Source organism: Enterocloster bolteae (assembly GCF_002234575.2).
Taxonomy (GTDB): domain Bacteria; phylum Bacillota; class Clostridia; order Lachnospirales; family Lachnospiraceae; genus Enterocloster; species Enterocloster bolteae.
Genome location: NZ_CP022464.2, coordinates 5,642,225 through 5,661,587, shown reverse-complemented (window position 1 = coordinate 5,661,587; position 19,363 = coordinate 5,642,225). Strand labels below are relative to the sequence as shown.

Annotated in this window: 15 protein-coding genes and 1 tRNA gene; 13 read left to right on the top strand and 3 right to left on the bottom strand. The window is 51.7% G+C overall.

Going from position 1 to position 19,363, the window contains the following annotated elements; genetic code table 11:
* The 7 genes from CGC65_RS26310 to clpX all read left to right on the top strand — a co-directional run bounded on the left by CGC65_RS26310 (position 1) and on the right by clpX (position 11,795).
* The gene (locus tag CGC65_RS26310) at positions 1-966 is read left to right on the top strand and encodes a glycosyltransferase family 2 protein (protein WP_002566550.1); all 966 of its coding nucleotides are present in this window, start codon (positions 1-3) and stop codon (positions 964-966) included.
* Positions 963-3,191 (top strand): glycosyltransferase family 2 protein, encoded by a 2,229-nt coding sequence (locus CGC65_RS26305; RefSeq protein WP_002566549.1) that lies wholly within the window; start codon positions 963-965, stop codon positions 3,189-3,191. Before CGC65_RS26310 ends, CGC65_RS26305 begins: the two co-directional genes overlap by 4 nt.
* Entirely contained in the window at positions 3,184-4,299 is a 1,116-nt protein-coding gene (locus tag CGC65_RS26300) for a glycosyltransferase family 2 protein (protein WP_002566548.1), read from the top strand. Before CGC65_RS26305 ends, CGC65_RS26300 begins: the two co-directional genes overlap by 8 nt.
* Before the next feature lie 110 nt (positions 4,300-4,409).
* Complete coding sequence (locus CGC65_RS26295; RefSeq protein ID WP_002566547.1) at positions 4,410-5,828, top strand: undecaprenyl-phosphate glucose phosphotransferase; 1,419 nt, start codon at positions 4,410-4,412, stop codon at positions 5,826-5,828.
* A gap of 130 nt (positions 5,829-5,958) precedes the next feature.
* The gene (locus CGC65_RS26290; RefSeq protein WP_002566546.1) at positions 5,959-8,616 is read left to right on the top strand and encodes an LCP family glycopolymer transferase; all 2,658 of its coding nucleotides are present in this window, start codon (positions 5,959-5,961) and stop codon (positions 8,614-8,616) included.
* A 187-nt stretch (positions 8,617-8,803) separates the two neighbouring features.
* Positions 8,804-10,228 (top strand): S1C family serine protease, encoded by a 1,425-nt coding sequence (locus CGC65_RS26285; protein ID WP_002566545.1) that lies wholly within the window; start codon positions 8,804-8,806, stop codon positions 10,226-10,228.
* Between the two features lie 133 nt (positions 10,229-10,361).
* On the top strand, positions 10,362-11,795 hold the full coding sequence (gene clpX / locus CGC65_RS26280) for an ATP-dependent Clp protease ATP-binding subunit ClpX (protein ID WP_002566544.1): 1,434 nt from the start codon (positions 10,362-10,364) through the stop codon (positions 11,793-11,795).
* Positions 11,796-11,837: 42 nt separating this feature from the next.
* Here the strand turns inward: clpX and CGC65_RS26275 are convergent, their stop codons facing one another.
* Entirely contained in the window at positions 11,838-13,589 is a 1,752-nt protein-coding gene (locus CGC65_RS26275; RefSeq protein ID WP_002566543.1) for a S8 family peptidase, read from the bottom strand.
* Positions 13,590-13,707: 118 nt separating this feature from the next.
* Here CGC65_RS26275 and CGC65_RS26270 point away from each other — a divergent pair, with 118 nt between their 5' ends.
* On the top strand, positions 13,708-14,196 hold the full coding sequence (locus CGC65_RS26270; protein ID WP_002566542.1) for a signal peptidase II: 489 nt from the start codon (positions 13,708-13,710) through the stop codon (positions 14,194-14,196).
* A 99-nt stretch (positions 14,197-14,295) separates the two neighbouring features.
* Here the strand turns inward: CGC65_RS26270 and CGC65_RS26265 are convergent, their stop codons facing one another.
* On the bottom strand, positions 14,296-14,655 hold the full coding sequence (locus tag CGC65_RS26265; protein WP_002566541.1) for a TIGR04086 family membrane protein: 360 nt from the start codon (positions 14,653-14,655) through the stop codon (positions 14,296-14,298).
* A gap of 170 nt (positions 14,656-14,825) precedes the next feature.
* On the opposite strand from CGC65_RS26265, the gene scfA reads away from it, so the two are divergent.
* The 5 genes from scfA (at position 14,826) to CGC65_RS26240 (ending at position 18,718) form a co-directional block, all read left to right on the top strand.
* A complete protein-coding gene (gene scfA, locus CGC65_RS26260; protein ID WP_002566540.1) occupies positions 14,826-14,972 on the top strand; it encodes a six-cysteine ranthipeptide SCIFF in 147 nt (48 codons plus the stop codon).
* A gap of 123 nt (positions 14,973-15,095) precedes the next feature.
* The gene (gene scfB / locus CGC65_RS26255) at positions 15,096-16,496 is read left to right on the top strand and encodes a thioether cross-link-forming SCIFF peptide maturase (RefSeq protein ID WP_038282513.1); all 1,401 of its coding nucleotides are present in this window, start codon (positions 15,096-15,098) and stop codon (positions 16,494-16,496) included.
* A 14-nt stretch (positions 16,497-16,510) separates the two neighbouring features.
* Positions 16,511-17,671, top strand: coding sequence for a tRNA guanosine(34) transglycosylase Tgt (tgt, locus tag CGC65_RS26250; protein WP_002566538.1), 1,161 nt, complete (start codon positions 16,511-16,513; stop codon positions 17,669-17,671).
* A 47-nt stretch (positions 17,672-17,718) separates the two neighbouring features.
* Positions 17,719-17,997, top strand: a complete 279-nt coding sequence (gene yajC, locus CGC65_RS26245; RefSeq protein WP_002566537.1) for a preprotein translocase subunit YajC — start codon at positions 17,719-17,721, stop codon at positions 17,995-17,997.
* Positions 17,998-18,100: 103 nt separating this feature from the next.
* On the top strand, positions 18,101-18,718 hold the full coding sequence (locus CGC65_RS26240; RefSeq protein WP_002566536.1) for an HAD family hydrolase: 618 nt from the start codon (positions 18,101-18,103) through the stop codon (positions 18,716-18,718).
* A gap of 367 nt (positions 18,719-19,085) precedes the next feature.
* On the opposite strand, the gene CGC65_RS26235 is transcribed toward CGC65_RS26240, so the two are convergent.
* Positions 19,086-19,159, bottom strand: a tRNA-Val gene (locus tag CGC65_RS26235).
* Positions 19,160-19,363 lie beyond the last annotated feature (204 nt).

The following is a 19,363-nucleotide window of genomic DNA, read 5'->3' as shown; positions in this document are numbered from 1 at the left end:
ATGAAGAAAATCAGCGTATTGATTCCCTGTTATAATGAAGCGGAAAATGTAGGCCCTATCAGCAGGGCAGTGACGGAAATCCTGGAAAAAGAGCTGCCGCAGTATGACTATGAGCTGGTATTCATTGATAATGATTCCACAGATGGCACCAGGGATATCATCCGGGGCCTGTGCGCGGACAACCCGCGCATCAAGGCCATACTCAATGCCCGGAATTTCGGCCAGTTCAATTCCCCCTATTACGGAATGCTCCAGGTCACCGGAGACTGCGTTATTGAGATGGTGGCGGATTTCCAGGACCCTGTGGAAATGATACCTAAATACATCCATGAGTGGGAGAAGGGATATAAAATCGTTATCGGCATCAAGACCAGCAGCAAGGAAAACCGTCTGATGTACTGGCTCAGAAGCTGCTATTACAAGACCATCAAGAAATTGTCGGATGTGGAGCAGATTGAGCATTTTACCGGTTCCGGTCTCTATGACAGGGAGTTCATCGAGGTCTTACGCAACCTGGATGACCCCACTCCTTTCCTCAGGGGAATCGTGGCTGAGCTGGGATACCGCCGCAAGGAGATTCCCTATGAGCAGCCGCGCCGCAGGGCGGGCAAGACCCATAATAACTTTTATCGTCTGTATGACGCCGCCATGCTCAGCGTTACTTCCTATACAAAAGCAGGCCTGCGTCTGGCTACGATTTTCGGCAGCATATGCGCTGTTGTCAGCATGCTCATCGCCATGGTCTACCTGGTAATGAAGCTGATTTGGTGGGACCGTTTCCCGGCAGGCATGGCGCCCATGCTGATCGGAATGCTGTTTTTGGGGTCGGTACAGCTGTTCTTCATCGGTTTTCTGGGAGAGTATATCATGAGTATTAACCAGCGGGTGATGAAGCGGCCTCTGGTTATTGAGGAAGAGCGTATTAATTTTAACGAGGAAGAGAAAAAGGGCGGTAATGAAGCATGAAATATAAGATAGACGTGGTACGCATCCGGGAGAATTCCATTACCCTTAACGGATGGGCTATAGGTAAATCCCCTGACAGCAAGGCCACCTTCCGGGTGGAGGATGAGAAGCGCCAGCCGGTAAAATTTAAGCATGTAAATACCCGCAGGGATGATGTGAGCCAGATATATTTTAAGAAGGTCTATGACCGGGAATTTGGATTTGACATCCAGTTTCCCTATGAGCGGGGGAAGGATTATTACCTGCTGATCCGCTGTGAGGGACGCCAGGCAAAAATCAAGTACAATGAGGAACTGATTGCCAGGCGGGCCAGCGTGGCCCACAAGCGCATGGAGAAGCTTAAGGACCTGATGAACATGGAGACAGTCCATGTGGCCATGGATTTTTGGAAGGAGCATGGCCTTAAGGCCCTTGTGGTCAAGTCAAAGCACAAGCTGCAGGGAATTGACAATGATTATGATTACAGCGAGTGGTATGAGCTGACCAAACCAACGGACGAGGAGCTGGCGGAGCAGAGAAAGCATTTATTTGACTTTGAGCCCATGCTGTCTGTTGTAATTCCCGCCTATAAGACCCCGGAGCGCTATCTCAGGGAAATGCTGGACTCTATCATGGAACAGACCTATACAAACTGGGAGATATGTGTTGCAGACGGAAGTCCCAGGGGTGAGGGGCTCGAGCGCGTGCTTAAGAAGTACGCGGACCGTGACCGGCGTGTGCGCTATGAGATTCTGGGCAGCAACCGCGGAATCTCAGGCAATACCAATGCAGCCCTGGATATGGCCAGGGGAGACTTTGTCATCCTGGCCGATCATGACGATACGCTTCCTCCTAATGCTTTTTATGAGGTCGTGAAGGCAATCAATGAAAATCCCGACTGCCAGGTTATTTATTCTGATGAAGATAAGCTGGACATGGATGGAAAGGCCCTGTTTGACCCTCATTTCAAACCGGATTTCAACCCGGATTTGCTGACCAGCGTCAATTATATATGCCATCTGTTCGTCATAAGGCAGGATTTGTTAAAGCAGGTGGGCGGATTCCGCCAGGAGTTTGACGGCGCCCAGGATTATGATTTCATTTTCCGGTGTACGGAGGCAGCAAAGAGGGTATACCATATTCCAAAGGTCCTCTATCACTGGCGCTGCCATCAGAATTCCACGGCCAGCAACCCGGAGAGCAAGATGTATGCCTTTGAGGCCGGATCCAGAGCCATCATGGCCCACTATGAGCGTATGGGAATTCCGGCGGTGAAGGTGGAGAAGGGCGTGGATTACGGCATTTACCATACCACCTTTGAGATACAGGGGGAACCTCTGGTGTCTGTTATCATCCCCAACAAGGACCACAGCCAGGACCTGGATGTGTGCGTGCGGTCCCTGATGGAGAAATCGTCATACCGGAACCTGGAATTCATTATCGTGGAAAATAACAGTTCCCAGAAGGAAACCTTCGCCTACTATGATAAGATGCAGGCGGAGCACACCAATTTCCGGGTGGTTACCTGGAAGGAGGGCTTCAACTATTCAGCCATCAATAATTACGGAGCCTCCTTTGCAAAGGGTGAATACCTGCTGCTGCTCAACAATGACACGGAGCTGATTGAAGAGGACAGTATAAATGAAATGCTGGGATTCTGCCAGAGGGAGGATGTGGGCATTGCAGGAGCCAGACTTCTCTATGGGGATGACACCATACAGCACGCCGGAGTGGTCATAGGCTTTGGCGGCATTGCGGGCCATACATTTATCGGACTTCATAAGGCCGAGAACAGCTATTTCCACAGAGCCATGTGCGCCCAGGACTACAGCGCCGTCACGGCGGCCTGCCTCATGACAAAGAAATCCGTCTTTGACCAGGTGGGAGGTTTGAGCCCGGAGCTGGCAGTGGCCTTTAATGACATTGATTACTGCATGAAAGTACGCGCCCTGGGGAAAATGGTAGTGTATGCGCCTTATTCATGCTTTTACCACTATGAATCCAAGTCCAGAGGACTGGAGGATACGCCTGAAAAGATAGCCCGCTTTAACCGGGAGGTAGCCATTTTCATACGGAAGTGGCCTGATATCATTCAAAATGGCGACCCCTGCTACAACCCCAACCTGACGCTGCGCAAATCTAATTTCGCGCTCAGGGACCTTCTGAAGGAAAAAATAGGTGAGCCTTATGACCTTAAGGTTTACGAACAGTTTGCGCCGGAGGACGATACGAAAGCACATGAGTGACCATAGAAATGATTATGAAGCAGAATGCGATTATAAAGCGGGACGCGGCAATGAAGCGGGATGCGATAATAAAGCAGGATGCGGCAATGAAGCGGGACGTGGCAATGAAACCGGCCGAAGAACAGGCAGGCGCAGAAAGGTAACCATCGTCATACCCAATTATAACGGGCTTAAGTTTATGGAACCCTGTTTCAAAGCTCTCAGCATGCAGATTTGCCGGGATTTTGACATCCTGGTGGTGGACAACGGTTCCACAGACGGAAGCGTGGAGTGGCTGAAGGAGCAAGAGATTCCGGCCATTTTCCTGCCGGAGAACACCGGGTTCTCAGGCGCGGTGAATGTGGGCCTTAAGGCGGCGGCGACTCCCTATGTGATTCTGCTCAACAATGACACGGAGCCGGACTTCCACTATGTGGGAGAAATGATTAAGGCCATTGAGCGCTCCCCAAAGATATTTTCCGTCAGCTGCAAGATGATTCAGCTCTGCCGCAAGGAGCTGATGGACGATGCCGGGGATATGTACAGTCTGTTGGGCTGGGCATACCAGAGAGGGGTGGGACGCTCATCCGCAAAATATAACAGGGCCTGCCGCATCTTCTCGGCCTGCGCCGGGGCAGCCATCTACCGCAGGGAGGTGTTTGATGAAATCGGATACTTTGACGAGATGCATTTTGCGTACCTGGAGGATTTGGACGTTGGCTACAGGGCCAGAATTGCGGGATATGACAACATCTACTGTCCCACGGCCATGGTTTATCATGTGGGAAGCGGCACCAGCGGTTCCAAGTACAATCCCTTCAAGGTAAAGCTGGCTGCCAGGAATAATATTTATCTGAATTATAAAAACATGCCCCTTTTGCAGCTGGCGGTGAACCTGGTTCCGATTCTCCTGGGAATGGGACTTAAATACATGTTTTTTAAGAAAAAGGGATTTGGAAGGGATTATGCGGCTGGCGTGAAGGAAGGCCTGGCAACCGCTAAAAGGTGCCGGAAGGTGCCTTACAACAGGGAGCGGCTTAAAAATTATCTGGCCATTGAGTGGGAATTGATTACAGGGACCCTTATCTATGTTTATGAGTTTGCCGCAAGGCAGATTGCTAAATTATGAACTTTTTCGAAATTAAGAGAAATGTTATAGAATAATGACGGCTTATCATGTATAATAACAACGATATTTACGGTAAGAAGGGATTCCCTGAGAAACCAAGGTGAAATACAATGATAAAAGATAACCAGAAAAGGCTGAACCGCATGCATGTCCTGCTGGATATACTGGTCACTGTGGTGGCCTATGCTCTGGCATGGTTCATTGTCATCAGCGGAAAGGTACTGCCCTTAGACGAAGGCGTGCTAAAGCCCCAGGTATATTTTATGGCGCTCATTTTTATCGTGCCCATATACCTGATTCTATATGCCAGTTTCCATCTGTATGTGCCCAAACGGATTCAGGGGCGGCGTTCGGAACTGGCCAATATCTGCAAGGCCAATGTCATCGGCCTTATGCTCTTTACGTTCGTGCTTTTTGGCCTGCGAAGGTTCGTAAGCCATCTGAGCTATTTCTCCACAAAGATGATTCTGGCATTCTTTGCGGCCAATATCATCCTGCTGGAAGCAGAGCGGATATCAATACGCATCTTCCTGCGCTCCCTGCGGACCAACGGCTATAATCAGAAGCATGTGCTCCTTATTGGCTACAGCCGGGCGGCCGAAGGGTTCATCGACAGGGTCAGCGTCAATCCGGAATGGGGTTACCATGTCCAGGGAATCCTGGATGACCACCGGCCGGCCGGCTTTGCATATAAAAAGGTACAGGTGCTGGGACCCACCAATCATCTGGAGGATTTCCTGGCGTCCAATACGCTGGACGAAATAGCCATTACCCTGAGCATCAAAGAGTACTCTAATCTGGAACAGATTGTGGCTGCCTGCGAGAAATCAGGCGTGCATACAAAGTTCATACCGGATTATAATAACATAATACCGACGATTCCCTATATGGAAGACCTTCAGGGACTTCCGGTAATCCACATCCGCCATGTGCCCCTTACCGGGGTGTTTAACGCCACCATGAAACGGATAGTGGATTTAGCCGGCGCTCTGTTTGGTCTGATTGTATTTTCGCCTCTCATGCTGGTTACGGCTCTGCTCATCAAAATCACTTCACCAGGGCCCGTGCTTTTCAGCCAGGAGAGGATAGGGCTGCACAACCGTCCCTTTAAGATGTACAAGTTCCGTTCCATGGAGGTTCAGGACCCGGGCAGGGAGCGCAGCCAGTGGACAACGCCCCATGATCCCAGGGTAACGCCTGTGGGACGTTTCATACGCAAGACAAGCATTGACGAGATGCCCCAGTTTTTTAATGTCCTCATTGGTGATATGAGTCTGGTGGGGCCCCGGCCGGAGCGGCCGCTGTTTGTGGAAAAATTTAAAGAAGAGATACCGCGGTATATGATTAAGCATCAGGTGCGTCCGGGACTCACGGGCTGGGCCCAGGTCAACGGCTACCGCGGGGATACATCAATTACCAAGAGGATTGAGCATGACCTTTATTACATTGAGAACTGGAGTCTGGGTTTTGACTTCAAGATTATGTTTCTCACTGTTTTCAAGGGATTTATTAATAAAAATGCATATTGATATGCATGACGTTTGCGTTAAGAATGCTCCTGCGTTTTAGCCGTGCCCGGATACAGTCTGCGGGTCAGGGGAGCGGGGCTGCTTATGAATGATTAGCGCCTGGTTTACGTGATGGAATGAGGATGGACGAATGAATCGTGAGTTTGACAATGGATTTGATGAGGAAGAAGAGAGATTAAGAAGCCGCAGCAGGAAGCGCGATTTGGGCGCCGGTGCCGGGGCTGATTCAGATACAATGCCCCGCGGGCGTACCGGAGGCAGCGGGCAGGAGATAAGGGGCGCCGGACAGGCGGGCCGCGCAGGTTCGGGAGGCGGATCCAGGCAGGGAACGCCGGTATCTGCCGGCAGGGCGTCAGTAAGGACTGCATCAGATGGCCGCGGCTCAGGTTCGGCTGCCGGGCCCAGCTCCGGTTCCGGCGCCCGTCCGCGCTATGCCGGAGTGGGAGACGCAGAGCGTACCCCGGGCATACCAGGAAAGAACGGCGGAATGCGAAGCACCTATGCAGGTGAGAGGATGCCGGAACGCCCTGTAAGCGGTGAGGGAAAGACAGGCCAGCGTCCGCGTTTTGCAGGAGAGAAGCCGGCGGGCCGTCCCGGAGGCACGGCCGGAGGGGCCGGTGAGCGCCCCGGATACACAGGCACAGGCGGCAAGGGCGGAGCGCGTCCCGGATACACGGGCACAGGCAGCGGATCCGGTGAACGCCCCGTATATACGGGCACAGGCAGCAAGACCGGTGAACACCCCGGATATACAGGCACGGGCAGCAAGACCGGTGAGCGCCCCGGATATACAGGCGGGGGCAGCAAGACCGGTGAACACCCCGGATATACAGGCACGGGCAGCAAGACCGGTGAACGCCCCGGATATACAGGCGCGGGCGGCAGGAGCGGTGAACGCCCCAGATTCACAGGGGACCGGCCTGACGGAAGGCCGGGAGTCTCAGGAAGCAGGCCGGGAGAACGGCCAAGGTATACAGGTGAAGGAAAAGGTACCAGGACGGCAGCCGGGAATTTGGGGGCTGGTGAGACTGGCAGCCGCACATACAGCCGGTCCTATGCCGGGGCGGAAGACCTTGGCGCCGGTAAGGGCAGGGATTCGTCTTTCGGAAGGAACGGGGGCGGAGCAGGAGGCCGCAGGGCAGCCAGGGAAGCGGCGGCAGCGGATCCGGCAGCAGCAGAGATCAAGCGCCGCCGTAAGTTGATAATTGTATTCATCATACTGGAAATCTTATTCCTTTTGGGAACCGGGCTTTACCGGTATGCGCAGAATAAGATGAGTCTGATTCAGCCAAGCCAGTTTAAACCGGCCCAGGTGACTAACCCTAATATCCCTCAGGGGAAGGTGGAGGAGATGGAGGGATACTGGACCATTGCCCTCTTTGGTGTGGACAGCCGGAATAACTCGGTGGGAAAGGGCAATAACGCCGATGTTATCATCATATGCAACATTGACCAGGGCACCGGCGAGATTAAGCTTGTCAGCGTGTTCAGGGACACATATCTCAGTGTAAGCGACAACGGGCTGTACAATAAGATCAATCAGGCTTATTTCCTGGGAGGTCCTGAGCAGGCAGTGGAGGCGCTGAACAGAAACCTGGACCTGCAGATAGATGATTTTGCCACATTTAACTGGAAAGCAGTGGTGGATGCGGTCAATATTCTGGGCGGAGTGGATGTGGAGCTGAGCAAGGCGGAATTTTACTATATCAATGCCTATATTACGGAGACTGTGGAGGCTACCGGTGTAGGGTCCTATCAGTTAAAACAGGCGGGGCTCAACCATCTGGACGGTGTCCAGGCAGTTGCGTATGCAAGGCTTCGTAAGATGGATACAGACTTTGCCAGGACAGAGCGCCAGCGGGAAATCATAGACCTATGTTTCCAGAAACTCAAGAAATCCGACTTTGCGGTGGTAAACAATGTCATGGAGGCAGTGTTCCCCCAGATTCTTTCCAGCGTTACCATTGATGACATTATACCGGCAGCCAGAAATCTGACCAAGTATACCATAGCGGATACCATGGGATTCCCGGCAGCCAGAAGCGATGCCAATATGGGCAAGAAGGGCGCCTGCGTCATTCCCCAGACACTGGAGAGCAATGTAACCCTTCTCCACCAGTTCCTGTTTGGGGATGAAAATTACCAGCCCAGTGATATGGTAAAGAAGATCAGTGCCAAAATATCAGCGGATACAGGCATGTACAATGAAGCTAAGCCAATCGACCATGTGGGAACAGACGGAGGGTATATCCCCAAGCCCACTCAGGCGACCAAGGCAACGGAAGAGACAAAAGAAAATGAGTCTGAGAGCAGCACGTCCGGGACAGATGAGTCCATTATTGACGGCGAGACGGATTTGGAGATAGAGACCGACGAGTTCGGCAATGAACTGGATCCGCCTGAGGATGATATATTCGGAAGGCCGGGGGAGAGCAGCGGATCCGGTACCGTCCATCCCGGCCGGCCGGGAGAGAGCAGCTCAGGCAGCATATTCCCGGGGGCCGAGACCTCAGAGGGCGACCAGACAACCGGACCAGGCGCAATCACCTATCCGGGCCAGGACCCCACCAGGGGAACCAGCGCAGCTTATCCGGGCGCCTCTAAGGGGACCACGGCTGCGTATCCCGGAAGCCAGGGAACGTCCCCGGCTTATCCTGGCAGCACCAAGGGGAGCACCGCAGCTTACCCTGGCAGCACCAAGGGAAGTACGGCAGCTTATCCGGGCGCATCGTCCGAGGAATACGTGCCGGAGGGACCGGGGTCTGTGATCATCGGACCGGGAAATTAATGTCAGGATTGTTCGTATAAAAGCAGCAGATATAAAGACTGTAAAAGTGCCGGCAGGGATATGTCATTCCCTGCCGGCACTTTTTAGTCTTATATAATAAAATGGTCACACATTTATCACAAATCGTTGCTAAACTGTGTACAGAATCGGGAGATTACGTGAGAAAGCGTGAGAAAGGGGAATTATAATGTACGACAACGACCAGAACTACGGGTGGAAGTCTTATGATAACCAGAGTTATGACAACAGGCAGTACGGCGGGGACCCATACGGGCGCCGTCCCCAGCCGGAGGATATGCCCCCAAAGAAGAAAAAAGGCGGCATTTTAAAAAAAGCAGTCCTGATTACAGCGGGTGCCCTTCTCTTTGGCACTGTCTCAGGGGCGACCATGGTGGGGGTCAATGTGGCTGCATCCAGATTCATGGGAAACAGCGCGGCTGCATCGGCTGAAGCGGAAAAAAAGGAAGAGATATCAAAGGCCCAGACAGAAAGTCAGGGCAGCGGACAGGATAACGGCCAGGGCAGCGCCCAGGGTAACGGCGGATACCAGCAGGGCCAGAGGAACAATGGAAAGGCAGTGGCGGATGTGTCCGATATTGTGGAACAGGCCATGCCCACAGTGGTGGCAATTACCAGTACGGCGGTATACCAGAGCAATAATTACGGATACGGCTGGTTCTTCAGGGGCGGCCCCCAGACCTATGAGGTACCCAGCAGCGGTTCGGGAATCATAGTGGGTGAGAATGACAAGGAACTTCTTATCGTGACCAATAACCATGTGGTGGAGGATTCCACCTCCCTGAAGGTGGCCTTTATTGACAGTGAGGTAGTGGATGCAGCCATCAAGGGAACGGACGCAGAAACGGATCTGGCAGTCATAGCAGTGCCCCTGGAGCAGATTAAGGACGATACCAAGAGCAAGATTAAGGTGGCCAGGCTGGGCAACTCCGATGAACTGAAGGTGGGACAGGGCGTTGTAGCCATTGGCAATGCGCTGGGCTACGGCCAGTCCGTGACCGTGGGGTATGTAAGCGCCCTTAACCGGGAGGTCAGGGTATCAAATACCAGTACCAGGGAACTTCTGCAGACAGATGCGGCCATCAATCCCGGCAACAGCGGAGGAGCCCTTCTTAATATGAAGGGAGAGGTGATAGGAATCAACGCCGCCAAGTATTCCTCCACCGAGGTAGAGGGAATCGGCTATGCAATTCCCATATCCAAGGCAGAAGACATCATGAACCAGCTTATGAACCGCAAGACCATGAATCCGGTGGAGGAGGCCAAAAGAGGCTATCTGGGCATACAGGGAACCAGCGTGGATGAAGAGTCCGCAGCGGCTTTCGGAATGCCAAGAGGTGTGTATGTATACAAGATACTGGAGGAAGGAGCCGCGGCCCAGTCTGACCTGAGGGAAAAGGACATCATCACCAGGGTGGACGGACAGAGCGTCCGGAACATGACGGATTTGCAGGAGCTTCTGGCCTGCTACGAGATGGGAGAACAGATTGATCTGACGGTACAGTCCCAGAAGGACGGGGAATACCAGGAAAGGACGGTCACCATCACGCTGAAGGCCATGCCCCAGGAGAATACGGAAACACAGGCCCAATAACTAAAATTTTTCAAAACAATGTGAAATGAAAATGCTTCCTCTTGTTTGGGGAAGCATTTTGTTATATACTTTACGTTAAGCGGCGGGACGATGGAACGGCCCGGTACGCCCTTTAACAGAGAGGAGAACTGACTTGGACGAGAAAGAGTATACCCAGGATGTGGAGACATCCGGCCATGGTGAAGATAAAGACAAACAAAAGGAAGAAGACCGCTATGAAAAGGTGTGTTACATGTGCCGGCGGCCTGAGAGCAAGGCCGGCCCCATGATATCCATGCCCGGCGGCATGAATCTCTGCCATGACTGTATGCAGAAAGCATTTGATTCCGTGACAAAGGGGGGCATGGATTTTTCCAAACTGCCTAATATGCCCTATATGAACATGAACCTCAATGACCTGAACATGACGCCTCCCGCAGTGGAAATCCCCAAAAAGCAGAAAATCAAGAAAAAAGCCAAGGAACAGCCGGTCCTGACTATGAAGGATATACCGGCGCCCCATGTCATCAAGGCAGAGCTGGACGAATATGTTATCGGCCAGGAAAAGGCCAAGAAGGTAATGGCAGTGGCTGTATATAACCATTATAAAAGGGCATTTCTGGACCAGCCGCCTCAGGACGGGGCAGGGGAGGATGCCGGAACAGATAAGAACATTGTCATTGAAAAGTCCAACATACTGATGATTGGTCCAACAGGAAGCGGAAAGACCTATCTTGTTAAGACGCTGGCCAGACTTCTGGATGTACCGCTGGCCATTGCCGACGCCACCTCCCTGACAGAGGCCGGTTATATCGGCGATGATATAGAAAGCGTGGTGTCCAAGCTTCTGGCTGCTGCGGATAACGATGTGGAACGGGCTCAGAGGGGAATCATATTCATTGATGAGATTGACAAGATTGCCAAGAAGAAACAGACCAATGCCAGAGATGTAAGCGGCGAATCCGTACAGCAGGAGCTGCTCAAGCTGCTGGAGGGAAGCACTGTGGAGGTGCCGGTAGGCTCCAACCAGAAAAACGCCATGACACCCATGGCAACAGTGAATACGGATAATATCCTGTTCATCTGCGGCGGCGCCTTCCCCGATTTGGAGGAAATCATTAAGGAGCGCCTGATGAAGAAAATCACCATGGGCTTTGGTTCTATACTGAAGGATACATATGATAAGGATCCCGATATTCTGGGGCAGGTGACCAATGAGGATTTGCGGACCTTTGGAATGATTCCTGAGTTTCTGGGAAGGCTTCCTGTGACAGTAACCCTTCAGGGGCTTACGGAGGATATGATGGTCCGCATCCTGAAAGAGCCGAAGAATGCCATCACCAAGCAGTATGAGCGTCTGCTGGAGATGGATGAGGTGCGGCTGGTCTTTGAGGATGAGGCCCTTAAATGGATTGCCGGTGAAGCCATCAAGAGAGGGACCGGGGCCAGGGCGCTGAGGGCCATTCTGGAGGAATTCATGCTGGATATCATGTATGAGATTCCCAAGGACCCTAATATCGGCTCTGTTGTTGTCACCCGTCCCTATCTGGAAAAAAGCGGCGGACCATTGATACAGATGCGTGGATAATTCATACCTTTGCATGGCTCATTTACCTTACTGAACAGAGGGTTATTCCCTGATACGCCGGAAGGTTTCATATAAATCCAGTGCTCCGTAGCCCCATTCTTCGTTGGGGTAGCGGAGTGCTGGATTTCTTCTTGCACCCCGGATCAAATAAGATTTCACGGACGCCTGGCTCATGGTAATCTGGTTGCTCTCCACGATTCCCCAGCCAAAGAGGCTGGCCACGGCGCCGGCCACGTGGGCGGCAGCCACTGAGGTGCCGCTGCGGGTGGTCATGGGTACGGATCCGCCAGCTCTGCGGCCTACAGAAGGCCCCATTACATTGACGCCTGGAGCTGCCAGCTCCGGCTTTACAATACCGGAAGGGGTGAAGCCGCGGCTGGAGTGGATGTAAATACTGTTGTTCAGGTGATTATAGGCCCCCACTGTAATGGGCGCGGCCGTATTGCCGGGCAGGGTAATGGTGGTGTCGGGAGTGGGACGCAGAAATACGGTCTCATCCGATACTAGTCCCTCGGAGGGCAGCCACATATGGAATTCTCCTGTAAAATATTGGGTATTATAGACCCGCACCTTCCATATGCCGGCCACAGGATTTCTAAAACGCATGAATATCAGCTGTTTTCCGGCGCCGGATTCAATGAGCTGGTAATTGACCGTAATGACCGTTGGTTCCAGAAGAAAAGGGATAGAGGTCTCGTTCCTGGCTATAATAGGAATACGGGAGATTATCTCGCCGCTGGGGGAGACAAAGCCCACAGAGTAGGTATCGGCAGTGGATGCCCAGAGCTCCAGGGAAAAACCGCGGGCGGATTCCTCCGGTCCCACCCGGATTTCCACATCATCCCACTCCTGTCCGGACGGAATGGTGCCGAAATGGTGATGGGCCCGGCCTGTCTCATTGCCTGCCGCGATGACCGCTGCCCGGCCCAGGAAACGGCTGGCATCCTGTACAACGCTGCTTAAGGGTGAGGTACCTTCATGGCTTCCAAGGTTGGAGCCAAGGGCTATGAGGATGATGAGGGGGCGTCCAAGGCGGAATGCGGTCACCCTCAGGTATTTAATTCCCATCATGATGTCATTTTCCTGATAAGCATCTGCGTCCTGGCTGACAAGGTAGAATTCGCGGAGATAGCGTTTTGCCTGTTTCAGTTTGACCACTATGATCTCGCATTCCGGAGCCGCGCCAGTGAAGTCCTGTTCCGGCAGGGAGCCGCCGGCGGCAATACCGGCCAGGAAGGTACCGTGGCCATTGGTGTCTGTGGAGGGCACCAGGTCCAGGGGGCTGTCGGAGGCAAGGGCCTGGTTGATTTGCTCCCTGGTAAATTCAGTGCCATAAGAGGCGCCGCTGAGTTCATAATAGGCCGGCACGCCGGGAGGAATGACATCCTCTCCTGTGGGGATGCTCTGGTCCCACAGTCCGGCGATTCGGGTGGAGCCGTCCTGATAGCGGAATAAGGGGTTGGTATAGTCAATGCCGGTATCCACGATACCTATTAGGGTTCCGCGCCCCCTGTTTCCCAGGGCAGGCGCGGCAAAGGTGGTAAGTATGCCGGAGGCCTCCATGCTGGAACTGTCCAGAAGGGAAAAAAGTCCGGGTACAGTATAGTAGCTGTATCGGGCCAGGGAAATGGGGGTTACGGTATCCAGAGGAGTGTAGATGATATTGTATTCATCGTTCACATAATCCATACAGGGAATATCGGCCGGATTGCCGACTATCTGCTGCTGGCTTCCAATTCTGTATATGAAATCAGCAATATTCTCGTCGGCGGAATTAAATGGGCAGTCTGCCATGGCACACCTCGGGCAGGATATTTGTTATAGTATATGCTTGAATTCAGAAACCTTTCACTGGACGGAGGTGTGAAACCATAGTAAAATGAAATAAAAGGGTGGAAAGGAAGGCGAATCTATGATTTATGGCTGGATAATAGGCGGGCTGGCTGCCCTGGACCTGGGGGTCAAGAGCGTGGTGGAAGGTCAGGAGGACGACACGTTTCCAAGGGACCTGCCGTCTGCCAAAGGATTTATAAAGCTTCATAAGAACCACAACAGCGGTTTTCCCTTCGGATTTATGAAGGAAAGACCGGAATTGGTAAAGGGGATTCCGCTTATGGTGATTTCGGCCATGGCCGGAGCACTGGCAGCCATGATGCAGGATAAGGGAAAGACCGGGGAGAAGCTGGGCCTGTCTCTTGTGATGGGAGGCGCTCTCAGCAATCTGTACGACCGTGTGGTGCGCGGGTATGTGGTGGATTACTTCACCATTGAATGGAAATCCCTTAAGAAGGTGGTGTTCAATCTGGGCGACATGTTCGTGTTTTTGGGAAGTGCTGTCTTTGTGCTGGCACAGGCTGTGGGGAGCCTGGAAGATGCGGGTGTGAAGAAGAAAAAGAAATAAGAAAAAATAAGGCCCGGCAAAGGGCATCTGATGGAAGAGAAGAGAGAATGACCGGATTCCATGGCCATGACTGGAATCAGGTATTCTCTCTTTTGAACATTAACTGAGCATCCCCCCTATGGTTCCTCCCAGCGCGCATATGCCCATGACGGTGACAGACCGCTCCATATCAATGGCTGACCCCATATTCATGGCCCAGGACACTGCAAAAAGCACCAGGAAGTACAGAAGCCCTGACAGAAGCCCCCAGAAGAACCGGCGCTGCCGGATGCGTTTGCCCGCCAGAAAACCGCCGCATAAGCAGGTCAAAAGATACACGGCATACACCATCAGGTTCACCTGTCCCTCTTTCAGGCGCAGTTTATAGAGGGCAAAGGCCAGGGCAGCCAGAAGGATTCCTGACAGCACATAGGAGATGAGCAGGGAGCGGAGCATGGGCTTCACAATACCATTTTCCATATATTGTTCTCCTTTTGAAAGAATCTATGTTGCAGTATATTCCCGGGGGAGCCTTTAATATGACAAACCTTTGAAAATACCGTTGCAAGGGACTTTAACCTGTGTTATAATTTCAAGGAATTATAGTTTCAAATAATTAATAATATTAAATGAATAGGAGGTGCCGTAGTATGAAGCACGTTAAGACATTGAATACCAATACCTTAAAGGACACAATGAAGAAGGGCGGATGCGGCGAGTGCCAGACTTCCTGCCAGTCAGCCTGCAAGACATCCTGTACAGTAGGAAACCAGAGCTGCGAGAACGCTAACCGCTAATCGCCGGTCAGAAGAGATACATACAGGAAATTGGTTGCAAGCCCCTATGGTCGATGGGATTATAGGGGCTTTACCATGCACAGGATTTGGGGCCACTGGCCCTTGGAAAGAGAGAGTAAATTCGTGATTCATCAGTATATAAATAATGGTTATCATATTGTCCTGGATGTCAACAGCGGATCCGTCCATGTGGTGGACCCGGTGGTCTACGACGCCGTGCAGCTGGTTTCACAGCGGATTCCGGAGATGGAAGCGCCCGCTGCCCTGCCTTCATATGTGAAGGAAGAGGTAAGGGTCTGTCTGAAGGACAGATACAGCCAGGAGGATATAGAGGAGGCTCTGGAGGAAATCGGTCAGCTGATTGAAGCAGAGCAGCTCCTTACCAAGGATATTTACAGGGATTTTGTGGTAGACTTTAAGAAGAGGAAGACGGTGGTGAAGGCACTGTGCCTGCACATTGCCCATGACTGCAATCTGGCCTGCCGTTACTGCTTTGCAGAGGAAGGCGAGTATCATGGACGCCGCGCCCTCATGAGCTATGAGGTGGGAAAGAAGGCACTGGATTTCCTGATTGCCAATTCCGGAAACAGGGAGCACCTGGAGGTGGACTTCTTTGGCGGCGAGCCTCTGATGAACTGGGATGTGGTGAAACGGCTGGTGGAATACGGCCGTTCACAGGAGGAAGCCCACCACAAGAAATTCCGTTTTACCCTGACAACCAACGGTGTTCTGCTAAATGACGAGGTAATGGAATTCTGCAACCGTGAGATGAGCAATGTGGTGCTGAGCCTGGACGGACGAAAGGATGTCAACGATAAGATGCGCCCCTTCCGTAACGGCAGCGGCAGCTATGACCTGATTGTCCCCAAGTTCCAGAAGTTTGCGGACAGCAGAAAGCAGATGAATTATTATGTCCGCGGTACATTCACCAGGAACAATCTGGACTTTGCAGACGACGTGCTCCATTATGCGGATCTGGGGTTTGAGCAGATGTCCATGGAGCCGGTGGTGGCTGACCCGTCAGAGGATTACGCCATCAAGGAGGAAGATATCCCGGCCATCTTAAAGGAATACGACCGCCTGGCCCTGGAGTATATCAAGCGTAAAAAGGAGGGAAGGGGATTCAACTTCTTCCATTTTATGCTGGACTTAAAGGCAGGACCCTGCGTGGCTAAGCGCATGGCAGGCTGCGGTTCCGGCACCGAGTATCTGGCGGTGACCCCCTGGGGCGATCTCTATCCCTGCCACCAGTTTGTGGGCAATGAAAAATTCCTTATGGGCAATGTGGACACAGGTGTTGTGAACACGGATATCAGGGATGAGTTCAAGACCTGCAATGTATACGCCAAGCCGGGGTGCAAGGACTGCTTTGCCAGGTTCTACTGCAGCGGCGGCTGTTCTGCCAACGCGTATAACTTCAGCGGCTCCATCAACGGGGCATATGACATTGGCTGTGAGATGCAGAAGAAGCGGATTGAGTGCGCCATCATGATTAAAGCTGCCCTGGCAGACGATGAGGAATAATTGAGGCATATCATATGAAATATCAAGTCATAACAAAGGACGGGCGTGCCAAGCGCGCCCGTATGGAAACAGTACACGGTACCGTGGAGACGCCTGTGTTCATGAATGTGGGAACAGTGGGCGCCATCAAGGGAGCTGTATCAACGGATGATCTGCGGGAAATCGGCACCCAGGTGGAACTGTCCAATACCTATCATCTCCACGTGCGCACCGGCGACAAGCTTATAAGGGAATTTGGCGGGCTGCACAGGTTCATGAACTGGGACCGCCCTATCCTTACGGATTCCGGCGGGTTCCAGGTATTTTCCCTGGCAGGACTGCGCAAGATTAAGGAAGAAGGGGTTTACTTTAATTCCCATATCGACGGCCACAAGATATTCATGGGGCCTGAGGAAAGCATGCAGATTCAGTCCAATCTGGGTTCCACCATTGCCATGGCGTTTGACGAATGCCCTCCCAGCCATGCAAGCGACGACTACATCCGGCATTCAGTGGAGCGCACCACCCGCTGGCTGGCGCGCTGCAAGACCGAGATGGAGCGTCTTAACTCCCTGCCGGACACGGTGAACCGTCAGCAGCTGCTGTTCGGCATCAACCAGGGCGGCGTGGTGGATGAGATACGTATGGAGCATGCAAGGACTATACGGGAAATGGACTTGGACGGTTATGCAGTGGGCGGACTGGCGGTGGGCGAGAGCCACGAGGAGATGTACCATATTCTGGATGTGACAGTGCCCTGCCTGCCTGAGGACAAGCCTGTATATCTGATGGGCGTGGGAACTCCGGCCAATATCCTGGAAGCGGTTGACCGGGGCGTGGACTTCTTTGACTGCGTATATCCATCCAGGAACGGACGCCACGGCCATGTGTACACCAACCAGGGCAAGCTGAATCTGTTTAACCAGAAATACGAGCTGGATTCCCGTCCCATAGAAGAAGGATGCGGCTGTCCTGCCTGCCGTTCATACAGCAGGGCCTATATACGCCATCTGCTGAAGGCAAAAGAAATGCTTGGAATGAGATTATGTACCTTGCATAATTTGTATTTTTATAATACAATGATGAAAGAGATTCGCGACGCCATCGAGGAACACCGTTATGCTGAGTATAAAGCGGCCAAGCTTGCCGGTATGGAAGGTTCCGGCCGTGCGATCAGTACGGCGTCTGATGAATAAGAAACTACTGCGGCGAGGCGGCGGTAGGTGTGAAGGAGGAAAATGGAATGACAAGTGGTCCGATGTTCTGGGTTCTCTATATTGTTCTTCTGGGAGGTATGTTATATTTCATGGCAATCCGTCCTCAGAAGAAGGAGAAGCAAAGACAGAAGGAATTGCTGGAAAGCGTTGCAGTTGGTGATACCATTCTCACCAGCAGCGGATTCTATGGCGTTATCATCGACATGACAGATGATACAGTCATTGTGGAATTCGGTAACAATAAAAACTGCCGTATTCCTATGCAGAAGGCTGCCATTATCCAGGTTGAAAAACCGGAAGCCTAAGAGACGTGAAACCCGGGGCCTTGTCCCGGGTTTTTGAATATGGTGAAATGTTCCCCTTGGAGGCTGCAAAGCCATCATATATGAAAGATAGCAGGAGGATAGGATGATTAAGAACATTGTTTTTGATATGGGAAATGTCCTGGTGGACTACATAGCGGACGGAGTGTGCAGGCATTTCATAGAGGACCAGGAGACCAGGAAAAAGGTCAGCACTTCCATATTCGTATCTCCTGAGTGGATTCTGCTGGACTTGGGAGTAATGCCGGAGGATATGGCATTAAAAAAGATGCAGGCCCGCCTGGATACAGAGGAGGAGCGCAGTCTGGCCGCCCTGTGTTTCAACCGCTGGCATGAGTTCAACATGTATAAGAAGGAAGGAATGGAGGATGTGGTAAGATGGCTTAAGTCCATGGGCTACGGCATCTATCTGTGCTCCAATGCATCTGTGCGCCTTTTGAGCTGCTATAAGGACGTGCTGCCCGCAGTGGACTGTTTTGACGGCATCCTGTTCTCGGCCGACGTCCTGTGTCTGAAGCCACAGAAGGAAATATACGGCCACCTCTTTGAGCGGTTCCATCTGAAGCCTGAAGAATGCTTCTTTGTGGATGACCTTGAGCTTAACATAGAGGGAGCGCGCCGCTGCGGGATGGACGGATATTGTTTTGATGATGGAAATGTGGAGAAATTGAGGGAAGTTCTGGCAGGGCTGAACCGGAGATAGGTACCGTAGATGGATACCGGAGATAGAGAAAGTCAAACATTATGGAATTCATAGAAAAAGCTCCGTACCAGGTGGTACGGAGCAATTTTCTTTAGGATTTTCGGATTTTCAAAAAGGGTTGAAGGATAGTTGTTAAACATTCGTGCATTTCTTATGTACTTAGTATAGCATGCAATCCTCCGGAATGTTTGAATGTTCTTTGAATAGATTATTAAGAAAATCTTAAAATTGATAATTTCCACCCGCTGGACAAAGCCGCGGAAACAAATAAGGCTGCAAGGGAAAAATCAGGAGGCTGGAAAAAACAGGCTTTGGGGGATGAAAGAAAAATGAAATGGAATCGTAAACTGAAAAAGGGTACGAAAAATGGAAGTAATGGGGCTCGAACCCATGACCTTTCGCGTGTGAGGCGAACGCTCATCCCAGCTGAGCTATACTTCCATGAGACTATTATAGCACGATGATGCGGAAATACAAGCATTTTAATGATAGAATGTAAAAATTTTGCAGAAAAACCAAATAGATGAAGAAGTATTGATAATTTAAATAAAAATTTAATAATATCAGAATATTGTACTTTTATATGGATTATAGTATTATGATATCAAATATATCGGGGGCTAAAGAATAAACAGAAGGAGGTAT